Below are 25,357 nucleotides of genomic sequence, written 5' to 3'. Positions count from 1 at the left end.
AAATGCAAAAAATCACCGTGTTAGGCGCGACAGGTTCGATTGGTTCAAGCACATTGAAAGTGGTTGAAGCGAACCCTGAGCAGTATAAGGTAGTGGCACTGGCTGCCCATACCAATGTGGAAAAAATGACCGCTTTGTGTCTTTGTTGGCAGCCCGCTTATGCGGCGATGGCCGACCACGATGCTGCTCAGCAGCTCAGGAAAAGACTCGCGAGCAAAGGCCTAGCTACCGAGGTGCTTGCTGGAGAGGAGGGGCTGTGTCAACTGGCTTCGCTACCTGAGGTAGATATGGTGATGGCTGCCGTGGTTGGGGCGGCAGGGTTATCCTCGACCATGGCGGCGGTGAAGGCGGGCAAACGTGTTCTGCTTGCCAATAAAGAAGCCTTAGTGATGTCTGGACAGTTCTTTATTGACGCCGTTTATCAATATGGCGCCGAGCTGCTCCCTATCGACAGTGAACACAATGCCATTTTTCAATGCTTGCCGCAGGCGGTTCAACACACACCTGGGCGTTGCGATCTTCATGCCGCGGGGGTCAGCAAAATCCTGTTAACCGGCTCTGGTGGCCCGTTCCGTTATCGCGATCCGCAAAGTCTTGCCAGTGTGAGCGTCGAAGAGGCAGTCGCACATCCGAACTGGTCGATGGGCCCTAAAATCTCAGTCGACTCAGCCACCATGATGAATAAAGGCTTGGAATACATAGAAGCGCGTTGGTTATTCAACGCCAAGCCTGAACAGCTGGAGGTGGTGATCCATCCTCAGTCAGTGATCCACTCCATGGTGCAAATGTGTGACGGCTCGGTGTTAGCACAATTAGGGACGCCAGATATGTGTACCCCTATTGCTCATGCGATGGGGTACCCTGAGCGTGTTCATGCCTCCGTTGCGCCGCTGGATTTTACCCAAATTGGCGAATTTACCTTTATGGCACCGGATGCTCGACGTTATCCCTGCTTATCGCTCGCGATCGCGGCCTGCGAGCAAGGACAAGCGGCGACGACGAGCTTGAATGCGGCCAACGAACAGGCGGTAGCAGCCTTTTTGGCAGGAAAAATCGGGTTTATGGATATTGCGCGTATCAATGAACAGGTTTTGACCCAGTCCTCGCTTCCTACGCCAACAAGCTTGGATTGCTTATTTGAGCTGGATAGAATAGCGCGCATCACTGCAAATGAGCAGATTGCTAAGGTGACACCATGAGCGGATTTCTATGGAATGCAGCGGCGTTTATCGTCGCGTTGGGCATACTGGTTGCGATTCACGAGTTCGGCCATTTTTGGGTGGCTCGCCGTTGTGGCGTGAAAGTGGAGCGCTTTTCCATTGGTTTTGGTCGCGCATTGTGGCGAAAATTTGGTAAGGATGGTACCGAATATGTGATTGCCGCGATCCCCCTTGGCGGCTATGTCAAAATGCTGGACGAGCGCATCGAAGCGGTGCCGGATGCTGATAAACCGCGCGCATTTAACAACCAGCCTTTGTGGCAGCGCAGTGCTATTGTTGCCGCTGGCCCCATCGCTAATTTCGTATTTGCCGTTTTTGCATACTGGCTGGTGATGATGATAGGTGTTCCTGCCGTCAAACCTGTGATTGGTGAAATTGCACCCAATTCGATCGCGGCAGAAGCGGGAATTGAACCAGGTATGGAACTAACCCAGGTTTCAGGCGTCGAAACCGCTGATTGGCAAGCTGTTAATTTTGCGTTGATTGGTCACATTGGTGATGAGAGCATGACCCTCACCGCCAAACCGAGCCCAACGTCTAGTTATGGCAGAGACTATCAACTGGATTTACGCCAATGGCAGTTTGACCCAGAGCACCAATCACCTCTGACGACGCTGGGGATCACCCCCTATCGCCCTGCGATTACTTTATCGATCGCGCAAGTGGTAGAAGGAAGCGCGGCAGAGCAAGCGGGTCTCAAGCAAGGCGACAAAATTATTGCAGTGGCTGATACCGAGCTGTCGTCATGGCAGCGCTTGGTCGAGGTGATTAAAGCGAGCCCAGACCAAGCCCTGTCGCTGACAATATTGCGACAGGGACAGCGTCAATCTGTGGTATTAACGCCGGATGCGCGTCGCAGTCATGGTGAGGTCACAGGCTATGCTGGCATTGCGCCGCAAATGGACGAGTGGCCCGAGTCATATCGATTCACCCAACAGTATGGACCATTCGCAGCGATACCGGAGGCAGTGGGGAAAACAGGCCAAGTGATCAGTATGACGGTCAATATGATCAAAAAACTGATTACCGGCGATGTTGGGGTGAATAATTTGAGTGGCCCAATATCGATAGCAAAAGGCGCGGGGATGACCGCGGAGATCGGGCTGATCTCATTTTTAGGGTTTATGGCACTGATTAGTGTGAACCTAGGCATTATCAATTTACTCCCTCTGCCCGTATTGGATGGCGGCCATTTGCTGTTCTTTGGGATTGAGGCTGTCACACGGCGACCGGTATCGGAGCGTGTGCAGGACTTTGGGTATCGAATCGGCGCTGCCGTGTTGATGATGGTAATGGCAGTGGCATTGTTTAACGACTTCGCCCGACTTTAAACGGTTAGTATTCAAGGATAAGTCAGATAGCAGATGGCGATGAAAAAACTATTAATAGCGTCTCTTTTAGTAAGCAGTAGTATGGCGCATGCTGACACATTTCAAGTCAGCGATATCCGCTTTGAGGGACTGCAACGAGTCAGTCTAGGGGCCGCTTTGTTGTCAATGCCAGTGCGTGTCGGCGACAAAGTGGACGACGACGATGTGGCTGACATTATCAATGCACTTTTTGCCTCTGGTAACTTTGAGGATGTGCGAGTATACCGCGATGACGAAGCACTGCTGGTCAAAGTGGTAGAGCGTCCGACCATTGCCAGTATTTCCTTTTCAGGGAATAAGGCGATTAAGGAAGAGCAGCTAAAAGAGAACCTGACATCGTCAGGCCTTCGTGTCGGTGAAGCGCTCGATCGCACCCAACTGAGCAAAATCGAAAAAGGTCTTGAAGACTTTTACTACAGCGTCGGTAAGTACAGTGCGTCGGTGAAAGCGGTGGTTACTCCCTTGCCGCGTAATCGTGCCGATTTGAAATTTGTTTTCACTGAGGGCGTATCGGCCAAAATTGAGCAAATTAACTTTGTCGGCAATGACGTGTTCAGTGATGAGCAGCTGCGTGATAATTTTGATTTGCGTGCCGACGTGCCGTGGTGGAACTTCCTCGCCAACGAAAAGTACCAAAAACAGGTTCTTGCAGGCGATCTTGAAAAACTACGCAGTTTTTATCTCAATCGCGGTTACCTTAAGTTCCGTGTTGAGTCGACACAAGTGGCTATCTCACCTGACAAAAAAGGGGTCTACATCACCTTGAATGTCAACGAAGGCAAGCCTTATCAGGTCGCTGATTTGGACTTTCGTGGTGATCCACAGAATGAAGAGATTTACCGTTCATTAGTCACCTTCACCCGTGGTGATACCTATAACGGTGATAAAGTGACTGCACTTGAAGAGGCGATCAAACGCCACTTAGGCGAGACAGGCTTTGCCTACCCCAAAGTGAACACCTTACCCAGCTTTGATGATGACAATCAGCAAGTGTCGTTAACGGTCAATGTCGAGCCAGGTAAGCGTATTTACGTGCGCAATGTCCGTTTTTCAGGCAATACCACCACCAAAGATGAAGTGTTACGCCGTGAAATGCGACAGCTTGAAGGCACTTGGCTTAACTCAAAAGCGGTCACCCGCGGTAAAGAGCGTCTCAGTCGAACCGGCTTTTTCCAGAATGTTGAAGTGGACACTCAGCGCGTACCAGGCACTGATGATCAAGTCGACGTTAACTACAAAGTTAAAGAAGCCAACTCAGGTAGTATCAACTTTGGTATCGGTTATGGCACTGAGTCAGGCGCGAGCTTACAGCTCGGCTTACAGCAAGATAACTTTGCGGGCACTGGGAACCGGTTCGGTATCAACGCCATGGTCAACGACTATCGCAAAAACCTGACGCTTGAGTACCGTGATCCTTACTTTACGCTCGACGGTGTGAGCCTGGGCGGTAAGGTATTCTATAACGAGTTTGAAGCCCGTGACGCTAACATCGTTGAGTATACCAACCAAAGTTACGGTACCAACCTCACCTGGGGTTTTTGGACTGATGAGCTGAACTCGATTGATTTCTCGCTAGGTTACACGCACAACAAGATTGAGAACCTCGGCAGTTATTATCAAATTGATAAGTTCTTAGACCTTCACCAAGATAATCTTAATCACAATGAAGGCTTGGAAGTTGACGACTTTGATATTTCAGTATCCTGGACGCGCAACAACCTCAACCGCGGCTATTTTCCAACCGCAGGTAACTACCAACGTGCCTCGTATCGGATGACGGTACCCGGCTCGGATGTACAGTACTTTAAAATGCAGTATGACATCCGCCAATACGTGCCGCTGACACAAGAGCACGAGTTTACGCTGTTGATGCGTGGCCGACTTGCGTATGGTAACGGTTATGGGCAAACCAATGGCCAAGATCACATGCTGCCGTTTTATGAGAACTATTACGCGGGGGGCTTCTCGTCACTGCGCGGCTTCCGCTCGAACTCGGTGGGACCGAAAGCGGTGTATGAGAACGGTGGTTCCACGCAGCCTGGTAGTGACGATGTTGAGAAAAATGAAGGGGATTACGGCTCTTCAGACTCCGTCGGTGGTAACGCTATGGCACGCGCCAGTGCTGAGCTGATTGTGCCAACGCCGTTCGCCTCAGAGGAAGCGCGCGAACAAATCCGTACCAGTGTGTTTATTGATGCCGCCTCAGTGTGGGATACCGAGTATGACGTATCCGCTGCTGCTAATTACAGTGGCCGAGATAACATTAAGGATTATTCAGATCCATCCAATATCAGTGCCTCTTATGGTATGGCACTGCAGTGGATGTCCCCGATGGCACCTTTGGTATTTTCCATCGCAAAACCTATTACAAGCCAGCCTGGCGACGATGAAGAGTTCTTTACCTTCACGATCGGGCGCACATTCTGATGATCAGAAAGGAGACTATTGTGAAATCATTTTTGAAAGCAGCGGGACTGAGTGTCGCGGTATTGACGACGTCCATGTACGCATCAGCGGCTGATGCTGCACAGAAGGTGGGCTATGTATCAACCGGGGCCGTGATGTCGCAATTGGCGAAGAAAAACAACCTCAATGAGAAGCTACGCGGTGAGTTTAAAGACCGAGTGGCCGAAATTGAGCGCTTGAAAGAGAAGCTCTCTGAAGGCGTGGAAAAGCTCAAGCGTAATGGTGAGTTGATGAGTGAAGACGAGCGCGTAACGCTTCAGCGTAAACTCCAATCAATGGAGTCCGATTACAAGCTGAAAGTGAAAGCGTTACAAGAAGATCAACGCAAGCGTGGTGGTCAAGAAGAGTCTAAACTGGTCAAAAAGCTGAAGACAGCGGTCGATCAAGTGGCTGAGCAAGAAGGCTACGACATGGTGATTGACGCCAATGCCGTTTTATACGCCAACCCAAGTGATGACTTGTCTGAAAAAGTGATCAACGCAGTTAAATAACAGTCGAGGAGCCCATGGTTTCGATTACTCTCGCTGAATTAGCGGATAAACTGGATGCACAGCTCCACGGAGATGGCGCTGTAACGATAACCTCGCTTGCAGGGATGAATTCAGCGGGAGAAGGGCAAATCACCTTCTTATCCAGCCCTAAATACCGTAAAAATTTGGCACTCTGCCGCGCCAGCGCTGTGATGCTAAAAGAGGGCGATCTATCGTACTGCCAAGGCAACGCCTTGGTGGTGTCAGACCCCTACTTGGCTTATGCCCACGTCGCGCAAATTCTCGACTCGACGCCAGCTTGCGCCACCGACATTGCCCCATCCGCGGTGGTGGCCGATGATGCAGTGTTGGGAGAAGGTGTGGCGATTGGACCGAATGCGGTGATTGAATCCGGCGCGCTCATTGGTGATGGTGTGCAAATCGGTGCGGGTTGCTTTGTCGGCAAAGGGACAAAGGTGGGCGCTCGGACCAAGCTTTGGGCGAATGTCACCCTTTATCATGAGGTAGTGATAGGGCAAGACTGCTTGATTCAAGCGGGTACCGTGATCGGTGCGGACGGCTTTGGCTATGCCAATGACAAAGGCAAGTGGGTTAAAATCCCTCAGCTTGGCCGCGTTGTGATTGGGGATCGGGTCGAAATTGGTGCGTGCACCACCATTGACCGGGGCGCACTGGATGATACCGAAATTGCCGATGGGGTGATTATCGACAACCAGTGTCAGATTGCGCATAATGTGTCGATCGGTGAGAACACGGCAATCGCCGGCGCGACTGTCATGGCAGGCAGCCTCAAGGTAGGTAAACACTGCATCATTGGTGGCGCCAGCGTGTTTAATGGCCATATGGAAATCACAGATAACGTGACCATCACGGGAATGGCGATGGTGATGCGGCCAATCACTGAGCCGGGCATGTATTCGTCCGGCATTCCGTTGCAGCCCAACCGCGAGTGGCGGAAGACTGCCGCGCGTGTACTCAAGATTGATGAGATGCACAAGCGGCTCAAAGAGCTGGAAAATCAGCTCGAAAAACAAGATTAACGCCGAGATGACAGGCCCGCCTTAGCAACGCGGGCCGTTTTGCGTTAATGAAGTCAGTATTGGATTTGAACGGGAATACTACCTTGACTCGCGAAAACAAAGTTCTACATATCAACGAAATCAAAGAGCTGTTACCACACCGCTATCCTTTTTTGTTGATTGATCGCGTTATCGATTTTGAAGAAGGGCAATACCTTCACGCGATTAAAAACATCACTGTCAATGAGCCTCAATTTACGGGTCATTTCCCGCAATTGCCTGTTTTCCCAGGCGTACTCATTTTAGAGGCCATGGCGCAAGCAACAGGCTTGTTGGCGTTTAAGACCTTCGGTAAGCCGAAAGACAACGAGCTATACTACTTTGCAAGCATTGATAATGCGAAATTCCGCCGTCCGGTCTCACCGGGTGACCAATTGGTGCTTGAGGTGGAATTTATTAAAGAGCGTCGAGGTATTGCGGCCTTTAATGGGGTGGCGAAAGTAGACGGCGAGGTTGTCTGCTCGGCGGAACTGAAGTGCGCAAGAAGAGAGATCTAATTGTGATCCACGAAACGGCTTACATTCACCCCACTGCGGTTGTCGAAGACGGCGTCGTATTGGGCGAAAACGTAAAAATCGGCGCTTTTTCTTATATTGGCGAAGGGGTTGAAATCGGTACAGGTACCGAGGTGATGACACATGTTGTGATCAAAGGCCCGACCCGTATCGGCGCAGACAATCGCATTTATCAATTCGCTTCCATTGGTGAAGCGTGCCAAGATCTTAAATATGCTGGGGAGCCAACCACGCTAGAAATCGGTGATCGTAACACCATTCGTGAAAGCGTGACGATGCACCGTGGTACGGTCCAAGATAAAGGCGAAACCAAAGTTGGCAGCGACAACCTGTTTATGATTAATGCCCACGTCGCCCATGATTGTGTGGTCGGTAATCATTGTATTTTTGCCAACAACGCTACCTTAGCGGGCCACGTTCATGTCGATGATTATGCGATTGTCGGTGGCATGTCAGCCATTCACCAGTTCTGTGTGATTGGCAGCCACGCCATGCTCGGCGGTGGCTCGATTGTGGTTCAAGACGTCCCCCCTTATGTGATGGCACAGGGCAATCATTGCGCGCCATTTGGTATTAATGTGGAAGGCCTGAAGCGACGCGGGTTTGAAAAATCAGCGATTCGCGCCATTCGGGCGGTATATAAAAATATGTACCGCTCCGGTAAAACGTTGGAAGAAGTGAAAAAAGAGCTTGCAGAGCAAGCCGAGAGCGAGCCGGCGCTGGCTCTTTTCATTGACTTCTTTGAGCGTTCGACGCGAGGCGTTATTCGTTAATGTTACCGAGTGAACGTCCATTACGCGTTGGAATCGTCGCCGGAGAAATCTCCGGCGATGTTTTAGGTGAAGGCCTGATCAAAGCGATGCGAGCTCAACACCCTAATGTTGAGTTTGTCGGTATCGGTGGCCCAAGAATGATGGCTCAAGGCTGTCACAGCTTGTTCGATATGGAAGAGCTTTCTGTGATGGGGCTGGTGGAAGTGCTAGGACGACTGCCACGTTTGCTGAAAGTAAAAACGGCGTTGGTCAAGCATTTTACCGTCAATCCGCCGGATGTGTTCATTGGTATCGATGCCCCAGATTTTAATTTACGTCTCGAGGCATCATTAAAAAAAGCGGGGATCAAAACCGTTCACTATGTCAGCCCATCAGTGTGGGCATGGCGGCAAAAGCGGATTTTTAAGATTGCTGCAGCCACTGATCTGGTTCTGGCTTTTTTGCCCTTCGAGAAAGCGTTTTACGATAGGTTTAATGTGCCTTGTGCGTTTGTTGGCCATACCATGGCCGATAGCATTCCGATGCAGGTGGACAAACTCGCCGCGCAGCGTGCTCTTGGGTTAGATAGCCAAAAACGTTGGTTAGCAGTGCTGCCTGGCAGCCGTGGCAGTGAAATGTCGATGTTAGCTCCGCCGTTTTTACAAGCGTGTCAGCAACTAGCGGCGCGATATCCGGACTTGGGGTTTGTGGTCGCGCTCGTTAATGAAACCCGGCGACAGCAATTTGAGCAGGCTTGGCAAGCGATCGCGCCAGAGCTTTCATTTACCCTGGTTGATGATACGGCGCGCCAAGTGATTAGCGCCGCCGACTCGGTGCTGCTCGCTTCTGGCACCGTAGCGTTAGAGTGCATGTTACTTAAACGCCCGATGGTGGTGGGATACAAGGTCAAGCCGGTCACGGCATGGCTTGCCAAACGCCTGCTTAAAACGCAGTATGTTTCCTTACCCAATATTCTCGCTGACGCGCCTTTAGTGCCGGAACTGCTGCAAGAAGAGTGTGAGCCAGGCGCACTGGCTGACGCGGTCAGTGCGCAATTAGACAGTGATAACCAGGCATTGTTGACCACCTTTACTGAGTTGCATCACACCATCCGCAAAGATGCGGATACGTCTGCAGCCAATGCCGTATTAAATTTATTAGATAGCCATGACTGAACACCCTTTTCACTACCCTGACGCACAGCTTATCGCGGGGGTCGACGAAGTCGGACGTGGGCCCTTGGTCGGTGCCGTGGTTACTGCCGCGGTGATTCTCGATCCGGCTCAGCCTATTGCGGGTCTAACGGACTCGAAAAAGTTGAGCGAGAAAAAACGGCTCGCGCTCTATGATCAAATCAGACAAAAAGCATTGGCTTGGTCAGTGGGGCGCGCAGAGCCTGATGAAATCGATTCGCTGAATATCTTAAATGCGACCATGCTGGCGATGCAGCGTGCGATTGATGGCTTATCGGTCACCCCTGATTACGCATTAATTGATGGCAACCGGGTACCATCCTTGCCGATGCCGGCACAAGCCGTGGTAAAAGGGGATCTGCGGGTAGCAGAAATTAGCGCTGCCTCGATCTTGGCGAAAGTCGATCGCGATCATGAAATGGCCATGTTGGATGCCGCTTACCCGAACTATGGGTTTGCTCAACACAAAGGCTATCCCACTAAGGTCCACATGGCGGCGTTGGCCGAGCATGGCGCTCTGCCAATGCATCGCAAAAGTTTTAAACCTGTTAAGCGCGCACTGGGCATTGACTAGTGCGTGTGGTGAATTCCAGCCCTATTACCGTTAAGTAACGAGCCGTATGTCTGAGCCACGTTTTGTCCATTTACGCATCCACAGTGACTTTTCCATGGTAGATGGGTTGTCCAAAGTGCCGCCACTGGTAAAAAAAGTGGCGGAAATGGGCATGCCCGCCATGGCGCTGACCGATTTCAGTAACCTTTGTGGGTTGGTCAAATTCTACAACACGGCCAATAACGTTGGTGTTAAGCCGATTATCGGCGCTGACTTTCTGGTCCAGTCTGACGCCTTTGGCGAGGATCTTTGCCAGCTTACCTTGTTGGCGACCGATAAAGCCGGCTACAAGAACTTGACCTTGCTGATCTCCAAGGCCTACCTCCGAGGCCATATTCAGCACCGCCCAGTGATCGATCAGCAGTGGTTGGTTGAGCATGCACAAGGATTGATTGTGTTGTCTGGTGGCTGCCGTGGTGACTTGGGTAAAGCCTTGCTTAAAGGCAATCAAGCGCTGGCAAAAGAGTGTGCTCACTTTTACCAGACCTATTTCCCGGATGCGTATTACATGGAGCTGGTGCGCACTGGGCGGCAAGATGAAGAAGTCTATCTACATTTTGCAGTTGATTTCGCGACCGAGCATGACTTGCCTGTGGTGGCGACCAATGAAGTCTGCTTCATTTCATCTGAGGAGTTTGATGCGCATGAGATCCGAGTTGCGATTCATGATGGTTTCACGCTCGATGATCCTCGTCGCCCCAAGAAATACAGCGCCGAACAGTATTTGCGTACCGAGCAAGAGATGTGTGAGCTCTTCGCGGATATTCCCGAGGCACTGACCAATAGCGTAGAAATCGCCAAGCGATGTAACGTCCCGGTGCGGCTGAATGAGTACTTTTTGCCTAACTTCCCGACTGAGGGAATGGAAATTGATCAATACTTGGTCAAGCGCTCACAAGAAGGCTTGGAAGAGCGTCTTGCCTTTCTCTTTCCTGATGAAGTGGAAAGAGCGCGCCGACGCCCCGACTATGATGCACGACTAGAGCGCGAGCTTGGGGTCATCAACCAAATGGGGTTTCCCGGCTACTTTTTGATCGTCATGGAGTTTATCCAATGGTCAAAAGACAATGATATCCCTGTGGGCCCAGGGCGAGGCTCAGGAGCCGGCTCTTTGGTGGCTTATGCGCTAAAAATTACCGACCTCGATCCACTCCAGTTTGATCTTCTCTTCGAGCGCTTTTTGAATCCCGAACGGGTTTCCATGCCCGACTTCGATGTCGACTTTTGCATGGATAAGCGTGATCTAGTGATCGATCACGTCGCTGAAATGTACGGCCGTGATGCGGTATCTCAGATCATTACTTTCGGTACCATGGCTGCGAAAGCCGTGATCCGCGATGTGGGCCGTGTGTTAGGGCACCCTTATGGTTTTGTGGACAGGATTTCCAAGCTGGTGCCACCAGACCCAGGCATGACCCTCGAGAAAGCCTTCGACGCCGAACCTCAGCTGGTCGAGGTTTATAACAACGATGAGGAAGTCAAAGCGCTGATTGACATGGCGCGGATGCTTGAAGGGGTAACCCGAAATGCGGGTAAGCACGCGGGCGGGGTGGTGATATCACCCACCACGATCACCGATTTCGCCCCCCTTTATTGCGACAGTGAAGGGCATCATCCGGTCACGCAGTTTGATAAAAACGACGTTGAAACCGCCGGTCTCGTGAAGTTTGACTTCTTGGGTCTGCGGACGCTGACCATCATCGACTGGGCGCTGGGGATGATAAATCCGCGCTTACAGCGTCAAGGGAAAGATCCTATTGATATCGCCGCGATTCCCATGGCGGACCAAGCGTCATTCGAGATGCTGCGTAAGGCAGAGACGACTGCGGTATTCCAGCTTGAATCGCGGGGCATGAAGGAGCTGATTAAGCGCCTTCAGCCGGATTGCTTTGAAGATATGATCGCTTTGGTGGCTTTGTTCCGGCCTGGGCCATTGCAATCTGGGATGGTGGATAACTTTATCGACCGTAAGCATGGCCGTGAAGTCGTGTCTTACCCGGATGAAAAATGGCAACACGACTCGTTGAAAGAAACGCTTGAGCCGACCTATGGCATCATTCTCTATCAAGAGCAGGTGATGCAGATTGCTCAGACACTCGCAGGCTACACCTTGGGTGGGGCGGACTTGTTGCGCCGGGCAATGGGTAAGAAAAAGCCAGAAGAAATGGCCAAGCAGCGAGACATCTTTGAAAAAGGGGCGATTGCCAACGGCATTGATGGCGAGCTGGCAATGCGGATCTTTGACTTGGTAGAAAAGTTCGCCGGCTATGGCTTTAACAAGTCGCACTCAGCCGCATACGCGCTGGTCTCTTACCAAACCTTGTGGTTGAAAGCTCACTACCCGGCGGAGTTCATGGCGGCGGTAATGACCGCGGATATGGATAACACCGATAAAGTGGTTGGCTTGGTCGAGGAGTGTCGGCGAATGAAGTTGACGGTGTTACCGCCGGATGTGAATGCGGGACTGCACCATTTCACCGTCAATGAGCAAGGGGAAATTGTTTACGGTATTGGGGCGATAAAAGGGGTCGGTGAAGGCCCTATCGACACCATTGTCGCCGCGCGAGAGCAAGACGGTTATTTCCGCGACTTGTTTGATTTTTGCGCCCGCATTGATACCAAAAAAGTCAATAAGCGCGTGATAGAGCGCCTGATCCGCGCTGGTGCCATGGACAAACTCGGCCCTCATCGTGCGGCGATGATGGCCTCGGTCGATGAAGCTATTCGTGCTGCGAGCCAACATCACCAAGCGGAAGCCTACGGGCAAACCGATATGTTTGGGGTGTTGACCGATGCCCCCGAAGAAGTCGAGCATGCCTATGCGCATGCCAACCCGTGGCCAGATAAAGTATGGTTAGAAGGGGAGCGGGAAACACTGGGCTTGTATCTGACCGGTCATCCGATCAACAGTTACCGCAAAGAGCTAAAAAACTATATCACGTGGCGGCTCGAGGATGCTCATGCAACGAAACGCGATGTGGTGTCGACGGTGGCAGGATTAGTGATCGCAGCTCGGGTGATGACCACTAAACGAGGGTCTCGATTAGGGATCCTCACACTAGACGATCGCTCAGGGCGTATGGAAGTGATGCTTTTCTCTGATGTGCTCGACAAATATCTCGATTTAGTGGAGAAAGATCGAATTTTAGTGGTCTCAGGACAGGTCAGCTTTGATGACTTCAACGGGGGGCTTAAAATGACCGCCCGTGAAGTGATGGACATTAGTCAGGCGCGGGAAAAATATGCGCGTTGTTTAGGGATATCGATGACATCTGAGCAGGTCGATGCGCCCTTTTTTGAACGGTTTCATGATGCACTGGCACCCTACCGATCCGGTACCGTTCCTGTGAATCTTTACTATCAGCGCGACGATGCGCGCGCGCGGTTACGCTTAGGCGCAGAGTGGCGCGTAACGCCAACCGATGAATTAATCGACACCTTGAAAGGCTTGCTCGGTAACGAGCAGGTCGAATTAGAGTTTAACTAAGCCAGGCTGGTGACGTAACGCGTACACTGGCGGTGACCAATAGGATTCTCTTGGTATGAGTCTTAATTTTTTAGAGTTTGAACAACCTATCGCAGAACTAGAAGCCAAAATTGAGGCCCTTCGCGCTGTCTCTAAGCGGGGTGGAGAAGACGCGGTTAACTTAGATAAAGAAATTGAGCAACTGGAAACAAAAAGCCTTGAGCTGACGCGAAAGATTTTTGGTGATTTAGGCGCATGGCAGGTGGCACAACTGGCGCGTCATCCTCAACGTCCTTATACCTACGACTATCTGGATCGCATTTTCCATGAATTTGATGAATTGGCTGGCGACCGCGCCTATGCTGACGATAAAGCATTGGTGGGAGGAATGGCGCGATTAGAAGGGCGTCCAGTGATGGTGATTGGTCATCAAAAAGGACGAGACACCAATGAAAAGGTTAAGCGTAACTTTGGTATGCCCAAGCCTGAGGGCTATCGAAAAGCGCTGCGTCTGATGAAAATGGCCGAGCGTTTTAATATGCCGGTGATTACCTTTATCGATACCGCAGGCGCTTACCCAGGTGTCGGTGCCGAGGAGCGAGGCCAATCAGAGGCGATTGCACGTAACCTCAAAGAAATGGCGGGCCTAACCGTGCCGGTAATTTGTAATGTGGTCGGTGAAGGTGGTTCAGGTGGCGCGTTGGCGATTGGCGTGGGTGACTATGTCAATATGCTGCAGTACTCCACCTACTCGGTGATCTCCCCCGAGGGTTGTGCATCTATTTTGTGGCGTGATGCTGCAAAAGCGCCGCAAGCGGCTGATGCGATGGGGATAACCGCCCCACGCCTCAAAGAGCTTGGCTTGATTGACAGTGTGATCACTGAGCCACTGGGGGGCGCACACCGCGACATTAACGCGATGGCTGAGAGCATTAAGCAAACACTGCTTACCCAGCTAAGCGATTTAGACAGTCTTGATATCGAAAGCTTGCGGGATCGCCGCTATCAGCGCTTGCTCAATTACGGTTACTGCTAATCGTGATGGAATGAACTGCGATAAAGGGCCTGCGGGCCCTTTTCTTTTACGTAAAGGGCAGTAACAATGACACATTATATCAATGATGAATGGCTATGCTTTACCATCAACTGAGTGACACATTAGCCCCGCTGACATCGGCACCGCGACAGGTGGTGCTAGCGCTCAGTGGCGGGTTAGACTCTCGCGTGTTGCTTGAATTATTGACGCAGTATCGCGACCAGCACCCCCAACATGATTACCTTGTGGTTCATGTTCATCACGGTTTGCATCCCGACGCAGATAGATGGGCGGAACAGTGCCAAATGTGGGCGGACAACGCCGGATTTCGCTGTTGCGTGGAAAGGGTAAGATTGGATACGTCGCTCAGTGTGGAACATGCGGCAAGACAAGCAAGGTATCAGGCAATCGCGCACCTGATTGAGCCCAATGGACTGGTGTTAACCGCTCAGCATAGCGATGATCAGGTTGAAACCTTTTTCCTCGCGCTAAAACGCGGCAGTGGTTTGGAAGGATTAGCAGGAATGCCAGCGGTGCGAGCTTTGGGGCAAGGCTATCTGGTGCGTCCTTTTTTGACGCAATCACGGGCGAGCCTCGAGGCGTATGCGCGCCAACATCAACTCGATTGGGTAGACGATCCGAGCAACCAAGACACGCGATTTGATCGCAATTTTTTGCGTCAGCACTGGTTACCGCAAGCGGATACGCGCTGGCCAGGGTTTCGTAAAGCGGTACAACGGACCCAACTTCTGTGTGCCGAACAAGCTTCGTTATTGGCACGTTTGATTGAGCCTATGGTGACACAGGCGGAGACAGAAGCAGGTAGCCTGCCTATTACCGCATTACCACAAGACGATTTAGCACTCACGCAGGCCATGCTGCGCCATTGGCTAAAGCGTCACAGTATTACCTTAACGCAAGCACAGTTACAGGCATTGCTCTTTGATGTCATCAACGCTAAACCGGATGCCAACCCAAGCTTGAGCGTGGGAACGGTGAGCATTCGCCGCTTCCAGCAACAGCTTTATATCGTGATGCCTGATGCAGATTTATCTCAATGGCAGGGCACATTGACGTCAGAATCGCCGTTAGTGCTGCCAGATGGACTGGGTACCTTATACTTACTGCCTTATTCGTCGACAGCGAAAGGACTCGCGCTGGGAGATCTCGCGTCGCGGGCACTGCATGTACACTTTAACCCTCGTGGCTTATCGATTCATCCTGCTGGCCGACAAGGGCGTCGAAAGCTGAAAAAACTTTACCAAGAAGCGGGGATCCCCAGCTGGTTGCGCCGACGCCAACCGATTATTTGCGATGGCGAGACAGTGGTGGCCATTGCCGATAGGTATGTTAGCCAGACCGCGAGCGGTAAACAATGGCGGCTTGTTTGGCAGCATGAGTCTTAGTCTCCTTGTCACCTGCGCGATTTGCTCACTGAATATCGCTCGCTCACAAGGTGCCAGAGCAAACGTCGGGCGAGCTGGATGAGATCAGAACACTGAACTGGTGATGATTAATTGAGCAGTTAGGCTATCTTGTCTTGCTTAATCGTGACGAATTACTTAATGTACTAGTCTAATGATACATAAGGTAAGCAGTAATGGCATCAAGTCGCGAATTATTCGGTACTAGGATTGGCTTTGTTCTTGCTGCAGCAGGTGCTGCAGTTGGACTGGGTAATATTTGGGGATTTCCCACTCAAGCGGCCAGTAATGGCGGAGGCGCCTTTTTACTCGTCTACTTGTTGATGATTTTGCTGGTTGCATTTCCCATGCTGGTGGTGGAAATGGCGATTGGCCGTCATGGGCGTGCGAATCCACTGGATAGCATGCGTGCACTGAGTGATAATCCTTTGATGAAGCGCTTAGGAAGCGGTGTGGGTTTAGTGGGACTGGCCGTTCCTTGTATGGTGCTGGCGTTCTATAGCATTGTTGGAGGCTGGTTAGTGTCATTCCTCCTCGCGGCGGTTGCAGAGATCTTGCACTTTACCGACGTGGCAGCATGGTTAAAAGGCTTCTCGGCTTCACGTAACTTGTTTGGCGCCATCCTCTTTTATGTGTTGACTATCTTTATTGTGCAAGCAGGTGTGAAACAAGGTATTGAGCGTTGGTCAACCCGTTTGATGCCAGCGTTATTCGTGTTGTTTGCCGCGATGTTCGTCTACATCATGACGTTACCTGGGGCAACAGAGGGTTTAAAGCACTACCTTATTCCTGACTTCTCCAAGATCATGGACAGAGATCTGCTCTTGGCAGCGATGGGGCAAGGCTTCTTCTCGTTGACCATTGGTGGATGTTCGATGCTGATCTACGGCTCTTACCTGAGTCAGAAAGAAAACCTACCTAAGATGGCATTGAGTGTCACGCTGGTAGATACCGCGGTGGCAGTCATTGCCGGTCTGGTGGTTCTGCCCGCGATGTTCGTGGCGATGAATCAGGGCGTCGAAATCTATGCTCAAGATGGCAGCTTGCTGAGTGCCGATACACTGGTATTTACCGTGTTACCTTTGTTGTTTGAAAGCTTGGGCGCTGCAGGGCCTTATGTCTCTTTGGTCTTTTTCTTGTTGATGACCATTGCGGCGCTGACTTCTTCTATCTCGATGCTCGAGTGCCCGGTCGCGCTCGCCAGTGAACGGTTAGGCTCAAGCCGTAAAATCACCAGTTGGGTACTGGGTGGACTGATTGCTGCATTCAGTGCCGTTATCGTGTTTCATTTTGGCACTTTATTTGGACTTGTCGCGAAAGTGGCAACACAGTACTTCCAGCCTTTTGCTGCCTTGCTATTCTGCTTGTTTGGTGGGTGGATTTGGTCGCGTGACCGCAAATTGTCAGCCTTGCGTGAAGGATACGAGGAGATTGAGCAGAGCCTGTTTTGGAAAATATGGCCTGTCTACGTCAAGTTCGTTTGTCCTGTCTTAGTGGCAACCGTCCTTTGGGTTTCGTTGGGTTAACAAGCGTACTGGGAAAGTCAACGCAGACAAAAAGCGGACCATGTGTCCGCTTTTTCCGTAGGTATGGGCTTAGCGAAATTGGTTGGCGTCTTCGATATACGTAAAGCCTGCTTCTTCGAGCCGCGTGCACAACACGGCTTTGTCGATATCATAATAACGAACCAGATCCTCTAAGCTGTCAAACTCGTCACGTAGCTTCATATTGACGATGCTCATCAGCATGACAGGGTCCATGGTGGCGTAATTGTTTAAATCCATCTTAGTCCTCGTGATCGCTGATCAACAAGTTGGCTGCGGCAAATGCGGCTTGCTCTCGACGCGCTTGCTGGATCTCAGTGTCTTGTGCAATATCGTTGAGGGCTTTTAATGCGCAATGGATCGCCGCCGGTATATAGCCTTGTTCGCCACTGCCAATTTCCGCATAGCGTTGGCGAATTAAGTCACAGCAGTCTGCTATTTTCATGGTGTTCTCCTCAAGTAATGATGAGGATCACTATACCCAATCTCGTTGGGGAGAGGAAAGCGCTAACGTGCGCGTTTTTGCCGGTACATACTTTGGTCGGCGCGCTCATAGAGCGACAAGTTATTATCACCTTGTCGATAGACAGAGAAACCCACTGACGCGCTGATCTGGTGACTTGATAACAAATGATCTTGGCTAACTAAGCTCTTCACTCGTGAGGTCACGTGTTTCACTGAGCTCTTACTGGCAGGTTGCAAGATAACGGCAAACTCATCGCCACCGAGTCGATAACAACGATCGCTGCCACGCACGGCTTCTTTGACCAGCAATGAAAAACGACGTAGTACCTTATCACCATCCAAATGGCCATAGGTATCATTGACTTGTTTGAAATTGTCCATATCGAACATCACCATGACCAGACCAATATTTTCCCGTTCACAGACTGCGACGGCATGCTGAAGGTCTTGTTCAAAGCTGGTGCGGTTATGTAGGCCAGTGAGGCCATCGAGCAATGCCATGTTTTTCACTCGCGTATATTCAACGGCATTATTCAGCGGGCCGGCGAGCAGCTTGTGATAGGTATGGAGCAAGCTGATTTCATCTGGGTCGAGCTTGTAAGGGGTAGAGTATTGCAACACACCCAATGGCTGCTTATTGAACTTGATGGAAAACGTCTGACGAAATGTGTGTTGTGCGCCACGACGAATGATGTTGGAGATATCATCATGCTCCCAAATAATTCGCCCAATATCGATCTGCTTTTCTAGTTCACGCGCATACACTTCAAACAACACTTTGATATCAAGGTGGCCTTGCAGCTTTTGTAACAACAACAAACGTTGATCGGCACCGAGCGGGACAATCCGCGGGGCGCGATCAGAGTTTGTATATTGTTTGATGTGCGAGGCATTCATGCGTGATCAACTACTCAGTAACAACGTCGGTTTCAATCTATGAAGCAGGTATCGTGCCAGTCTATATATTTTTGCGAATGGCGATGGGTGGATGCGAGTGAGGATACTGTTTTAAAGTAACTAATCTGTCAATAAAGAAAGGATCTCAGACTGATGATTGTGTGCATCACGGTAACCAATGTCAATCAACTGGCGAAGGTATGCCGGCTCAAATAATAGATAACTGGCAAAGGTGGCATCTTGACTGGCATTAATCCCCAAAAGTTTAAGCAAGCTGCGCAATGCGAGTGGCATATGGCTGTAGTAGCGGTTCGCCATGGGTTCAAATGGCTCTGAAGGCCGAAGGTGGAGAACATCAATGTGGCGCAGCCCTAGACGCTCTTTTTGGTCGGGAGATAAAGCGCTGGCAACATGATTAAGCCGTTGTAAATGCTCTAAGTCTGCCGAGAGCGTATCGGCAAAGATCGCATTCATTAAATGACCGCCGAGCATCGCTAAACCTGGCGCGGTGTGTTTAATTTGTTCAGGCCGCCGTATCCCTGTGGTCAGATCCAGAATTAAAATCCGCTCCGCGTCCATTTTAACAGCGGGACGCAACGGGGAAATTTGGTGAATGGCGCCATCACCATAAAATTCGTGACCAATCCTGGAGGCGGGAAAAATGAAAGGAATGGCAGAAGAGGCCAGTAAGTGTTCGGTGGAAATTTGACTTCGTTTTCCCACTGCACGGGCTCTTTCCCATGGTTTGATATGTGATGCGCCTTGAAAGAAGCTCACCGATTGCCCCGTTTGGTAGTTTGAGGCCGTGACAGACAAGCCATTCAAATGACCAGCCAGTAATTGATAGTTAAGCTTGTTAAAGCTGATCGTTTGATTCAGTAATTCTCTTAATGGCCGGTTATTGAGCAACCCGAAAGGCTGAGTGGGCTGGTAGTGAGATTGAAAGCGTTGCCCGGTTTGCGACAAAAGATGGCCGATAAGTGCACTGGGCTGACTGGCGAGCACCCGAGAGGTGTTCAACCGATGCCATAGCCAAGACAATTTTTTGACGCCTAGTCGAAAACATGACGCATAGCTTGCCAAAGATACCGCGTTGATAGCACCGGCGGATGTGCCGCAATAAATGGTAAATGGACTCGTGTGCACACGCGGATACCAGTGAGCGATGGCCGATAAGACACCCACTTGATAAGCCGCTCGTGCGCCGCCGCCGGTGAGTACCAAGGCAATTTTAGGTTTGTTTTTTGACATAGGGCTACCATTATTACCGCGCTAACAGTTTGATTATAGATGCTCTTTTATCTCACGCGCGGCGGTATATCACAGACCCTAAATATCATTAATGATAATGAGGTTGAAAATTGTTATCAATTCGATCTAGGCTGGTGGTGTCTTAATCATCAATGGAGTGACACTATGACTTATCCTTTTCCGGATCTTCCTTATGCCTACGATGCGCTAGCGCCCCACATTGATGAGGCGACGATGCGCATTCATCATCAGCGTCACCACAAAACCTATTACGATAAATTTGTTGCGGCGATCGAAGAGACGGCGCGTAATGGTGAATCGCTTGAGGCTTTGTTTGCTGAGATTTCAACGCTGCCTGCTGCCATCCGTAATAATGGCGGTGGTTATTACAATCATTTGGTGTACTGGCAATCAATGACACCTAACCCTAAGGGGGCACCAGAAGGGCCGCTCTACGATGCCATTGTAGCGACGTACGGCTCACTTGATGCGTTTAAAGAGGCCTTTAGTCAGGCGGCCATTGGTCAGTTTGGTTCCGGCTTTGCGTGGCTGGTGGTGAAAGAAGATGGACAGCTTGCGATTACATCGACACCTAATCAAGACAATCCATTGATGGATGTTGCTGAGGTGAAAGGGGAGCCTCTGCTAGGTTGCGATGTGTGGGAGCATGCTTATTATCTTAGTTATCAGAATAAGCGGCCAGATTATGTCAATGCTTGGTGGCAAGTAGTCAACTGGGATTTTGCTGAAAAGGTATACCAAAAAGCGCTTGAGACGATTAGCTGATGCAACATTAGCTGATATAAAATGCCCCGCAGAGCGGGGCATTAAAATGGTACTGTCAGTTCCGACTTAGCTAAGCTTGGATTGAATAAACGTCAGTGCATCGTCGATAGCAAAAGGCACTTTTTCGCCCTCTCGACGGTGTTTATATTCGAATACACCGTTGTCCATGCTGCGTTCACCAATCACTACCGTGTGAGGCACGCCGACAAGCTCAATATCAGAGAACATTACACCTGGACGCTCTTTACGGTCGTCAAAGAGTACATCGATACCTGCCGCTGAGAGATCGGCGTATAGCTTTTCAGCCGCTTCACGCACACGTTCAGATTTGTGCATGTTCATGGGGACAATGGCCACCTTGAAAGGCGCGATAGCGTCAGGCCATATAATTCCGTTTTGGTCATGGTTTTGCTCAATGGCTGCAGCCACAACACGCGTAATACCAATACCGTAACAGCCCATTTCTAACAAGGCGTTCTTACCGTCTTGGCCTAGCACGCCTGCATTCATCTTTTGTGAGTAATTATTGCCCAGCTGGAAGATATGGCCCACTTCGATGCCACGCTTAAACATCAATGTGCCGTTACCACAAGGGCTAGGATCGCCTTCAATGACATTGCGCAGGTCGGCGACTTGACCCAGCTGTACATCGCGTTCCCAATTTATTCCGAAGTAGTGTTTGTCGTCGGTATTTGCACCGGCACCAAAGTCACTCATCACTGCAACACTGCGATCAACGATGAAAGGTGCGGGTAGGTTTACCGGGCCCAAAGAGCCAGGACCGGCACCGACAAGTGCACGTATCTCTTCTTCGGTGGCGAAAGTCAGCGGGGCGGCAACCTCTGGTAGGTTTTCTGCTTTCACTTCGTTGAGTTCATGATCACCACGGATGATTAGCGCGATAAGATCAGACTCGACCTGTTCAGACGCTTTGACGAAAAGCGTCTTCACCGTTTTTTCAATGGGAAGATCAAACTGCTCAACCAGTTCAGCGATGGTTTTTGCATTTGGCGTATCGACCAATTCCATCGCTTGGGTTGGCGCATCAGCCTGATCTTTGGGCGCGAGCGCTTCAGCTTTTTCGAGATTCGCTGCGTATTCAGACTCAGTCGAGAAAGCAATCAGGTCTTCACCACTGTCTGCCAAAACATGGAACTCGTGTGAGGCGGAACCACCAATTGCGCCGGTATCAGCCAGCACCGCGCGATAGTCTAATCCCATACGGTCAAAGATGGCGCAGTAAGCGGCACGCATCTTTTCGTAGCTCTGCTCCATGCCTGCTTTATCAATATCGAAACTGTAGGCATCCTTCATGGTAAATTCGCGAGAGCGCATGACGCCAAAACGTGGGCGTACTTCGTCACGGAATTTGGTTTGGATTTGATACAGGTTGAGCGGCAGTTGCTTGTAAGAATTAATTTCGTTACGCGCCAAGTGTGTAATCACTTCTTCATGCGTAGGACCCAAGACAAAATCGCGTTGATGGCGGTCAGCGATACGCAGTAACTCAGGGCCAAATTTTTCCCAACGTCCCGTTTCTTGCCATAAATCTGCTGGTTGCACGACAGGCATCATGGTTTCGACGGCACCGGCACGGTTCATCTCTTCGCGGACAATACGCTCAACATGTTGAAGGACGCGAACACCTGTGGGGAGCCAAGTATAAAGGCCTGAAGCGAGTTTTCGAATCATACCCGCGCGCAGCATCAGCTGATGGCTGACAATTTCTGCGTCGCTAGGGGTTTCTTTCAAAGTAGAAAGCAGATATTGACTGGTACGCATGTAAAGTTATCCGTTGATATTGGCGATCAATAAGTCCAAGCATATTAACAGCGTGGGGGAGTTTCGACAAAAGCTTCTATGGAAGCCACTTCGATTTGCTCGTTTTGAACGTAAAACGTGACGTTAAAGTCGAACAGGTGAACCGCATAGCGGCGATTATCCGGTTGACCTTTTCTGTATGCCGGGCGTGGATCTTGCGCTAAGACTTCAGCAATCACGCTTTGATAGTATGCTTGCTGAGGATATGGAGATAATGCCAATAAGGCGCGGTCAGAGAAATGAACATCGAGCGGAGTAGGTTTGGTTTGAGCAAATCCGCCTTGGGCGTCGGCAATACTGTCAGAGTAAGGAATATATGGCTTAATATCGACAATTGGAGTTTGGTCAACAAGATCACACCCTCGTAATACCAAGATGACTTGCCCGCTATCTTGAGTGACATCAACCAGCTCTACGGCTGACATACCAATGCCATTAGGACGAAATGTAGCCCGGCTAGCAAACACACCCATTCTCTCATTCCCCCCCAGTCGAGGTGGACGGACGGTTGGGCGCCATCCCCTATCGAGGTTCTTATCAAAAAGAAAAAGTAACCAAAGGTGGGAGTATTGTTCAATGCCTCGCACGGCGTCGATCTGATTGGCATCCCCCTGTAAGTAGAGATAAGCGAGTGCGTTAGGCGCTAACCCAGGTTGACGAGGTACCGCAAATTTCTCTTTAAAAGGAGAGTGAAGTGTGCCAATCGGCGTGATAGAAAACTGGGAACACATAACCAAATAAACCGAAAACAAAGTGGGTATACTTTAGCATGTGATAGAAGAGGGGAGTATGGATGCAAGTCAGTCTTGGGCGTGACATAATCCCAACATTATTTACCGAGGGGAACAACGCGTGAGTCTTCCAGCCGTTTTTATCGATCGTGATGGTGTCGTTAATGTCGATCACGGTTATGTGTCTAGTATCGATAGCTTTGAATATATTGAGGGCGTGTTCGACGCATGTAGGGCGCTGAAAGAAAGAGGCTATTTACTCGTCCTCGTGACCAACCAAGCCGGTATCGCGAGAGGTTACTACACTGAGCAAGACTTTTTGCAATTGACTGAATGGATGGACTGGAACTTTGCTGACAAAGGTGTCGATTTTGATGGGATATACTACTGCCCCCATCATCCCAGCGAAGGAAGCGGGGAATACCGCATCGAGTGTGAGTGTCGCAAGCCCAAGCCTGGAATGCTTCTAGATGCAGCGAAAGAGCTCAATATCGACCTCGTCCACTCTGTCATGGTGGGAGATAAAGCGGATGACATGATAGCGGCAGAGGCTGCGGGCATTACTACGCGTTTTCTTGTTCGCTCTGGTAAACCTATCACCGAGCAGGGCGTCGCATTAGCCACTGAGGTGGTTAATTCGATCGCGGATATACCCACGTTACTCGCTCGCCGCTAAAAAGCTGTCTTTATAGAGTGAGTTGGCGATTATTTGCTCGGTTAGATTTTTTTGAACAAAAACGCTTGCATCCAAAAATCTACCCTCTATAATTCGCTTCTCGTTGGCACGGCAAGCCGCGCTAACAACGGCAAAACAAACAAGCAAAACAAAACGCTTGACTCATTGCCGAGGTGGCGTAAAATGCCACTCCCGCTCAAGATTGAGCGGCGCTCTTTAACAATTTGACCTATGCAATCTGTGTGGGCACTCGTTGAGAATAGACAAAAAGATTTATTCGATGAACTGAGTGACCAAACGACAACTTTTACAGTTGTTCGGCACAGTCAATTCGTTTTTCTCTTCGGAGAGAAACAGTAATCAGTATTCATTGAGCTGAAACTTCGGTTTCGAAAAAACTTAAATTGAAGAGTTTGATCATGGCTCAGATTGAACGCTGGCGGCAGGCCTAACACATGCAAGTCGAGCGGAAACGGCAGTATTGAAGCTTCGGTGGATTTACTGGACGTCGAGCGGCGGACGGGTGAGTAACGGCTGGGAACCTGCCCTGACGAGGGGGATAACCGTTGGAAACGACGGCTAATACCGCATAATGTCTTAGTTCATTACGAGCTGGGACCAAAGGTGGCCTCTACATGTAAGCTATCGCGTTGGGATGGGCCCAGTTAGGATTAGCTAGTTGGTAAGGTAATGGCTTACCAAGGCGACGATCCTTAGCTGGTTTGAGAGGATGATCAGCCACACTGGGACTGAGACACGGCCCAGACTCCTACGGGAGGCAGCAGTGGGGAATATTGCACAATGGGGGAGACCCTGATGCAGCCATGCCGCGTGTGTGAAGAAGGCCTTCGGGTTGTAAAGCACTTTCAGCAGTGAGGAAGGTGGTGTACTTAATAAGTGCATGGCTTGACGTTAGCTGCAGAAGAAGCACCGGCTAACTCCGTGCCAGCAGCCGCGGTAATACGGAGGGTGCGAGCGTTAATCGGAATTACTGGGCGTAAAGCGCATGCAGGCGGTTTGTTAAGTCAGATGTGAAAGCCCGGGGCTCAACCTCGGAACCGCATTTGAAACTGGCAGGCTAGAGTCTTGTAGAGGGGGGTAGAATTTCAGGTGTAGCGGTGAAATGCGTAGAGATCTGAAGGAATACCAGTGGCGAAGGCGGCCCCCTGGACAAAGACTGACGCTCAGATGCGAAAGCGTGGGTAGCAAACAGGATTAGATACCCTGGTAGTCCACGCCGTAAACGCTGTCTACTTGGAGGTTGAGGTTTAGACTTTGGCTTTCGGCGCTAACGCATTAAGTAGACCGCCTGGGGAGTACGGCCGCAAGGTTAAAACTCAAATGAATTGACGGGGGCCCGCACAAGCGGTGGAGCATGTGGTTTAATTCGATGCAACGCGAAGAACCTTACCTACTCTTGACATCCAGAGAACTTTCCAGAGATGGATTGGTGCCTTCGGGAGCTCTGAGACAGGTGCTGCATGGCTGTCGTCAGCTCGTGTTGTGAAATGTTGGGTTAAGTCCCGCAACGAGCGCAACCCTTATCCTTGTTTGCCAGCAC

21 protein-coding genes and 1 rRNA gene are annotated in these 25,357 nt (G+C 50.5%); 16 read left to right on the top strand and 6 right to left on the bottom strand.

The features are described from left to right. Positions 1-2 precede the first annotated feature (2 nt). From ispC to EHW56_RS07495, 13 genes are all read left to right on the top strand, one after another. Positions 3-1,199: a 1-deoxy-D-xylulose-5-phosphate reductoisomerase gene (gene ispC / locus EHW56_RS07555; RefSeq protein WP_152797179.1), complete on the top strand. Its 1,197-nt coding sequence runs from the start codon at positions 3-5 to the stop codon at positions 1,197-1,199. Beyond that, complete coding sequence (rseP, locus tag EHW56_RS07550; RefSeq protein WP_046074182.1) at positions 1,196-2,551, top strand: sigma E protease regulator RseP; 1,356 nt, start codon at positions 1,196-1,198, stop codon at positions 2,549-2,551. The genes ispC and rseP overlap by 4 nt, the downstream gene beginning before the upstream one ends. A gap of 33 nt (positions 2,552-2,584) precedes the next feature. Then, the gene (bamA, locus tag EHW56_RS07545) at positions 2,585-5,017 is read left to right on the top strand and encodes an outer membrane protein assembly factor BamA (protein ID WP_152797177.1); all 2,433 of its coding nucleotides are present in this window, start codon (positions 2,585-2,587) and stop codon (positions 5,015-5,017) included. Between the two features lie 20 nt (positions 5,018-5,037). Next, a complete protein-coding gene (locus EHW56_RS07540; RefSeq protein WP_046074184.1) occupies positions 5,038-5,547 on the top strand; it encodes an OmpH family outer membrane protein in 510 nt (169 codons plus the stop codon). 14 nt (positions 5,548-5,561) lie between these two features. Beyond that, the gene (gene lpxD, locus EHW56_RS07535; protein ID WP_046074185.1) at positions 5,562-6,587 is read left to right on the top strand and encodes a UDP-3-O-(3-hydroxymyristoyl)glucosamine N-acyltransferase; all 1,026 of its coding nucleotides are present in this window, start codon (positions 5,562-5,564) and stop codon (positions 6,585-6,587) included. An 83-nt stretch (positions 6,588-6,670) separates the two neighbouring features. Then, entirely contained in the window at positions 6,671-7,123 is a 453-nt protein-coding gene (gene fabZ / locus EHW56_RS07530; protein ID WP_046074224.1) for a 3-hydroxyacyl-ACP dehydratase FabZ, read from the top strand. A gap of 2 nt (positions 7,124-7,125) precedes the next feature. Next, positions 7,126-7,914: an acyl-ACP--UDP-N-acetylglucosamine O-acyltransferase gene (gene lpxA / locus EHW56_RS07525; protein ID WP_046074186.1), complete on the top strand. Its 789-nt coding sequence runs from the start codon at positions 7,126-7,128 to the stop codon at positions 7,912-7,914. Further along, a complete protein-coding gene (lpxB, locus tag EHW56_RS07520; protein WP_152797171.1) occupies positions 7,914-9,068 on the top strand; it encodes a lipid-A-disaccharide synthase in 1,155 nt (384 codons plus the stop codon). Before lpxA ends, lpxB begins: the two co-directional genes overlap by 1 nt. Next, a complete protein-coding gene (gene rnhB, locus EHW56_RS07515) occupies positions 9,061-9,660 on the top strand; it encodes a ribonuclease HII (RefSeq protein WP_152797169.1) in 600 nt (199 codons plus the stop codon). The genes lpxB and rnhB overlap by 8 nt, the downstream gene beginning before the upstream one ends. Positions 9,661-9,706: 46 nt before the next feature. Next, the gene (gene dnaE, locus EHW56_RS07510; RefSeq protein ID WP_152797167.1) at positions 9,707-13,186 is read left to right on the top strand and encodes a DNA polymerase III subunit alpha; all 3,480 of its coding nucleotides are present in this window, start codon (positions 9,707-9,709) and stop codon (positions 13,184-13,186) included. A gap of 55 nt (positions 13,187-13,241) precedes the next feature. After that, on the top strand, positions 13,242-14,201 hold the full coding sequence (gene accA, locus EHW56_RS07505; protein WP_077578861.1) for an acetyl-CoA carboxylase carboxyl transferase subunit alpha: 960 nt from the start codon (positions 13,242-13,244) through the stop codon (positions 14,199-14,201). A gap of 95 nt (positions 14,202-14,296) precedes the next feature. Continuing rightward, positions 14,297-15,607, top strand: a complete 1,311-nt coding sequence (gene tilS / locus EHW56_RS07500; protein ID WP_152797165.1) for a tRNA lysidine(34) synthetase TilS — start codon at positions 14,297-14,299, stop codon at positions 15,605-15,607. 194 nt (positions 15,608-15,801) lie between these two features. After that, a complete protein-coding gene (locus EHW56_RS07495) occupies positions 15,802-17,151 on the top strand; it encodes a sodium-dependent transporter (RefSeq protein WP_152797163.1) in 1,350 nt (449 codons plus the stop codon). Positions 17,152-17,220: 69 nt separating this feature from the next. On the opposite strand, the gene EHW56_RS07490 is transcribed toward EHW56_RS07495, so the two are convergent. The 4 genes from EHW56_RS07490 to EHW56_RS07475 form a co-directional block, all read right to left on the bottom strand. Next, on the bottom strand, positions 17,221-17,409 hold the full coding sequence (locus EHW56_RS07490; protein ID WP_046074193.1) for a DUF4250 domain-containing protein: 189 nt from the start codon (positions 17,407-17,409) through the stop codon (positions 17,221-17,223). Position 17,410: 1 nt separating this feature from the next. Continuing rightward, positions 17,411-17,614 carry a YaeP family protein gene (locus EHW56_RS07485; protein WP_046074194.1) on the bottom strand — a complete coding sequence of 68 codons (204 nt, stop codon included), beginning with the start codon at positions 17,612-17,614 and terminating at the stop codon, positions 17,411-17,413. A gap of 62 nt (positions 17,615-17,676) precedes the next feature. Beyond that, positions 17,677-18,531 carry a GGDEF domain-containing protein gene (locus tag EHW56_RS07480; RefSeq protein WP_077578858.1) on the bottom strand — a complete coding sequence of 285 codons (855 nt, stop codon included), beginning with the start codon at positions 18,529-18,531 and terminating at the stop codon, positions 17,677-17,679. Between the two features lie 120 nt (positions 18,532-18,651). Further along, positions 18,652-19,782 (bottom strand): patatin-like phospholipase family protein, encoded by a 1,131-nt coding sequence (locus tag EHW56_RS07475; protein WP_077578856.1) that lies wholly within the window; start codon positions 19,780-19,782, stop codon positions 18,652-18,654. A gap of 165 nt (positions 19,783-19,947) precedes the next feature. Between EHW56_RS07475 and EHW56_RS07470 the strand changes: the two genes are divergently transcribed. Then, positions 19,948-20,568 (top strand): superoxide dismutase, encoded by a 621-nt coding sequence (locus EHW56_RS07470; protein ID WP_152797161.1) that lies wholly within the window; start codon positions 19,948-19,950, stop codon positions 20,566-20,568. Positions 20,569-20,634: 66 nt separating this feature from the next. Here the strand turns inward: EHW56_RS07470 and EHW56_RS07465 are convergent, their stop codons facing one another. Together EHW56_RS07465 and tsaA are read right to left on the bottom strand one after the other, a co-directional pair. After that, positions 20,635-22,350: a proline--tRNA ligase gene (locus EHW56_RS07465; protein WP_077578853.1), complete on the bottom strand. Its 1,716-nt coding sequence runs from the start codon at positions 22,348-22,350 to the stop codon at positions 20,635-20,637. Between the two features lie 44 nt (positions 22,351-22,394). Next, positions 22,395-23,120 (bottom strand): tRNA (N6-threonylcarbamoyladenosine(37)-N6)-methyltransferase TrmO, encoded by a 726-nt coding sequence (gene tsaA, locus EHW56_RS07460; RefSeq protein WP_152797159.1) that lies wholly within the window; start codon positions 23,118-23,120, stop codon positions 22,395-22,397. Positions 23,121-23,241: 121 nt separating this feature from the next. On the opposite strand from tsaA, the gene gmhB reads away from it, so the two are divergent. Both gmhB and EHW56_RS07450 read left to right on the top strand, forming a co-directional pair. Beyond that, the gene (gene gmhB / locus EHW56_RS07455) at positions 23,242-23,796 is read left to right on the top strand and encodes a D-glycero-beta-D-manno-heptose 1,7-bisphosphate 7-phosphatase (protein WP_077607274.1); all 555 of its coding nucleotides are present in this window, start codon (positions 23,242-23,244) and stop codon (positions 23,794-23,796) included. A 401-nt stretch (positions 23,797-24,197) separates the two neighbouring features. Continuing rightward, a 16S ribosomal RNA gene (locus EHW56_RS07450) occupies positions 24,198-25,357 on the top strand; the annotation flags it as partial.

Source organism: Salinivibrio sp. VGrn1 (genome assembly GCF_009377995.1).
In the GTDB taxonomy this organism is placed as follows: domain Bacteria; phylum Pseudomonadota; class Gammaproteobacteria; order Enterobacterales; family Vibrionaceae; genus Salinivibrio; species Salinivibrio siamensis.
Note: the sequence above shows the minus strand (reverse complement) of the source record. Positions and strands in the feature narration are given on the sequence as shown.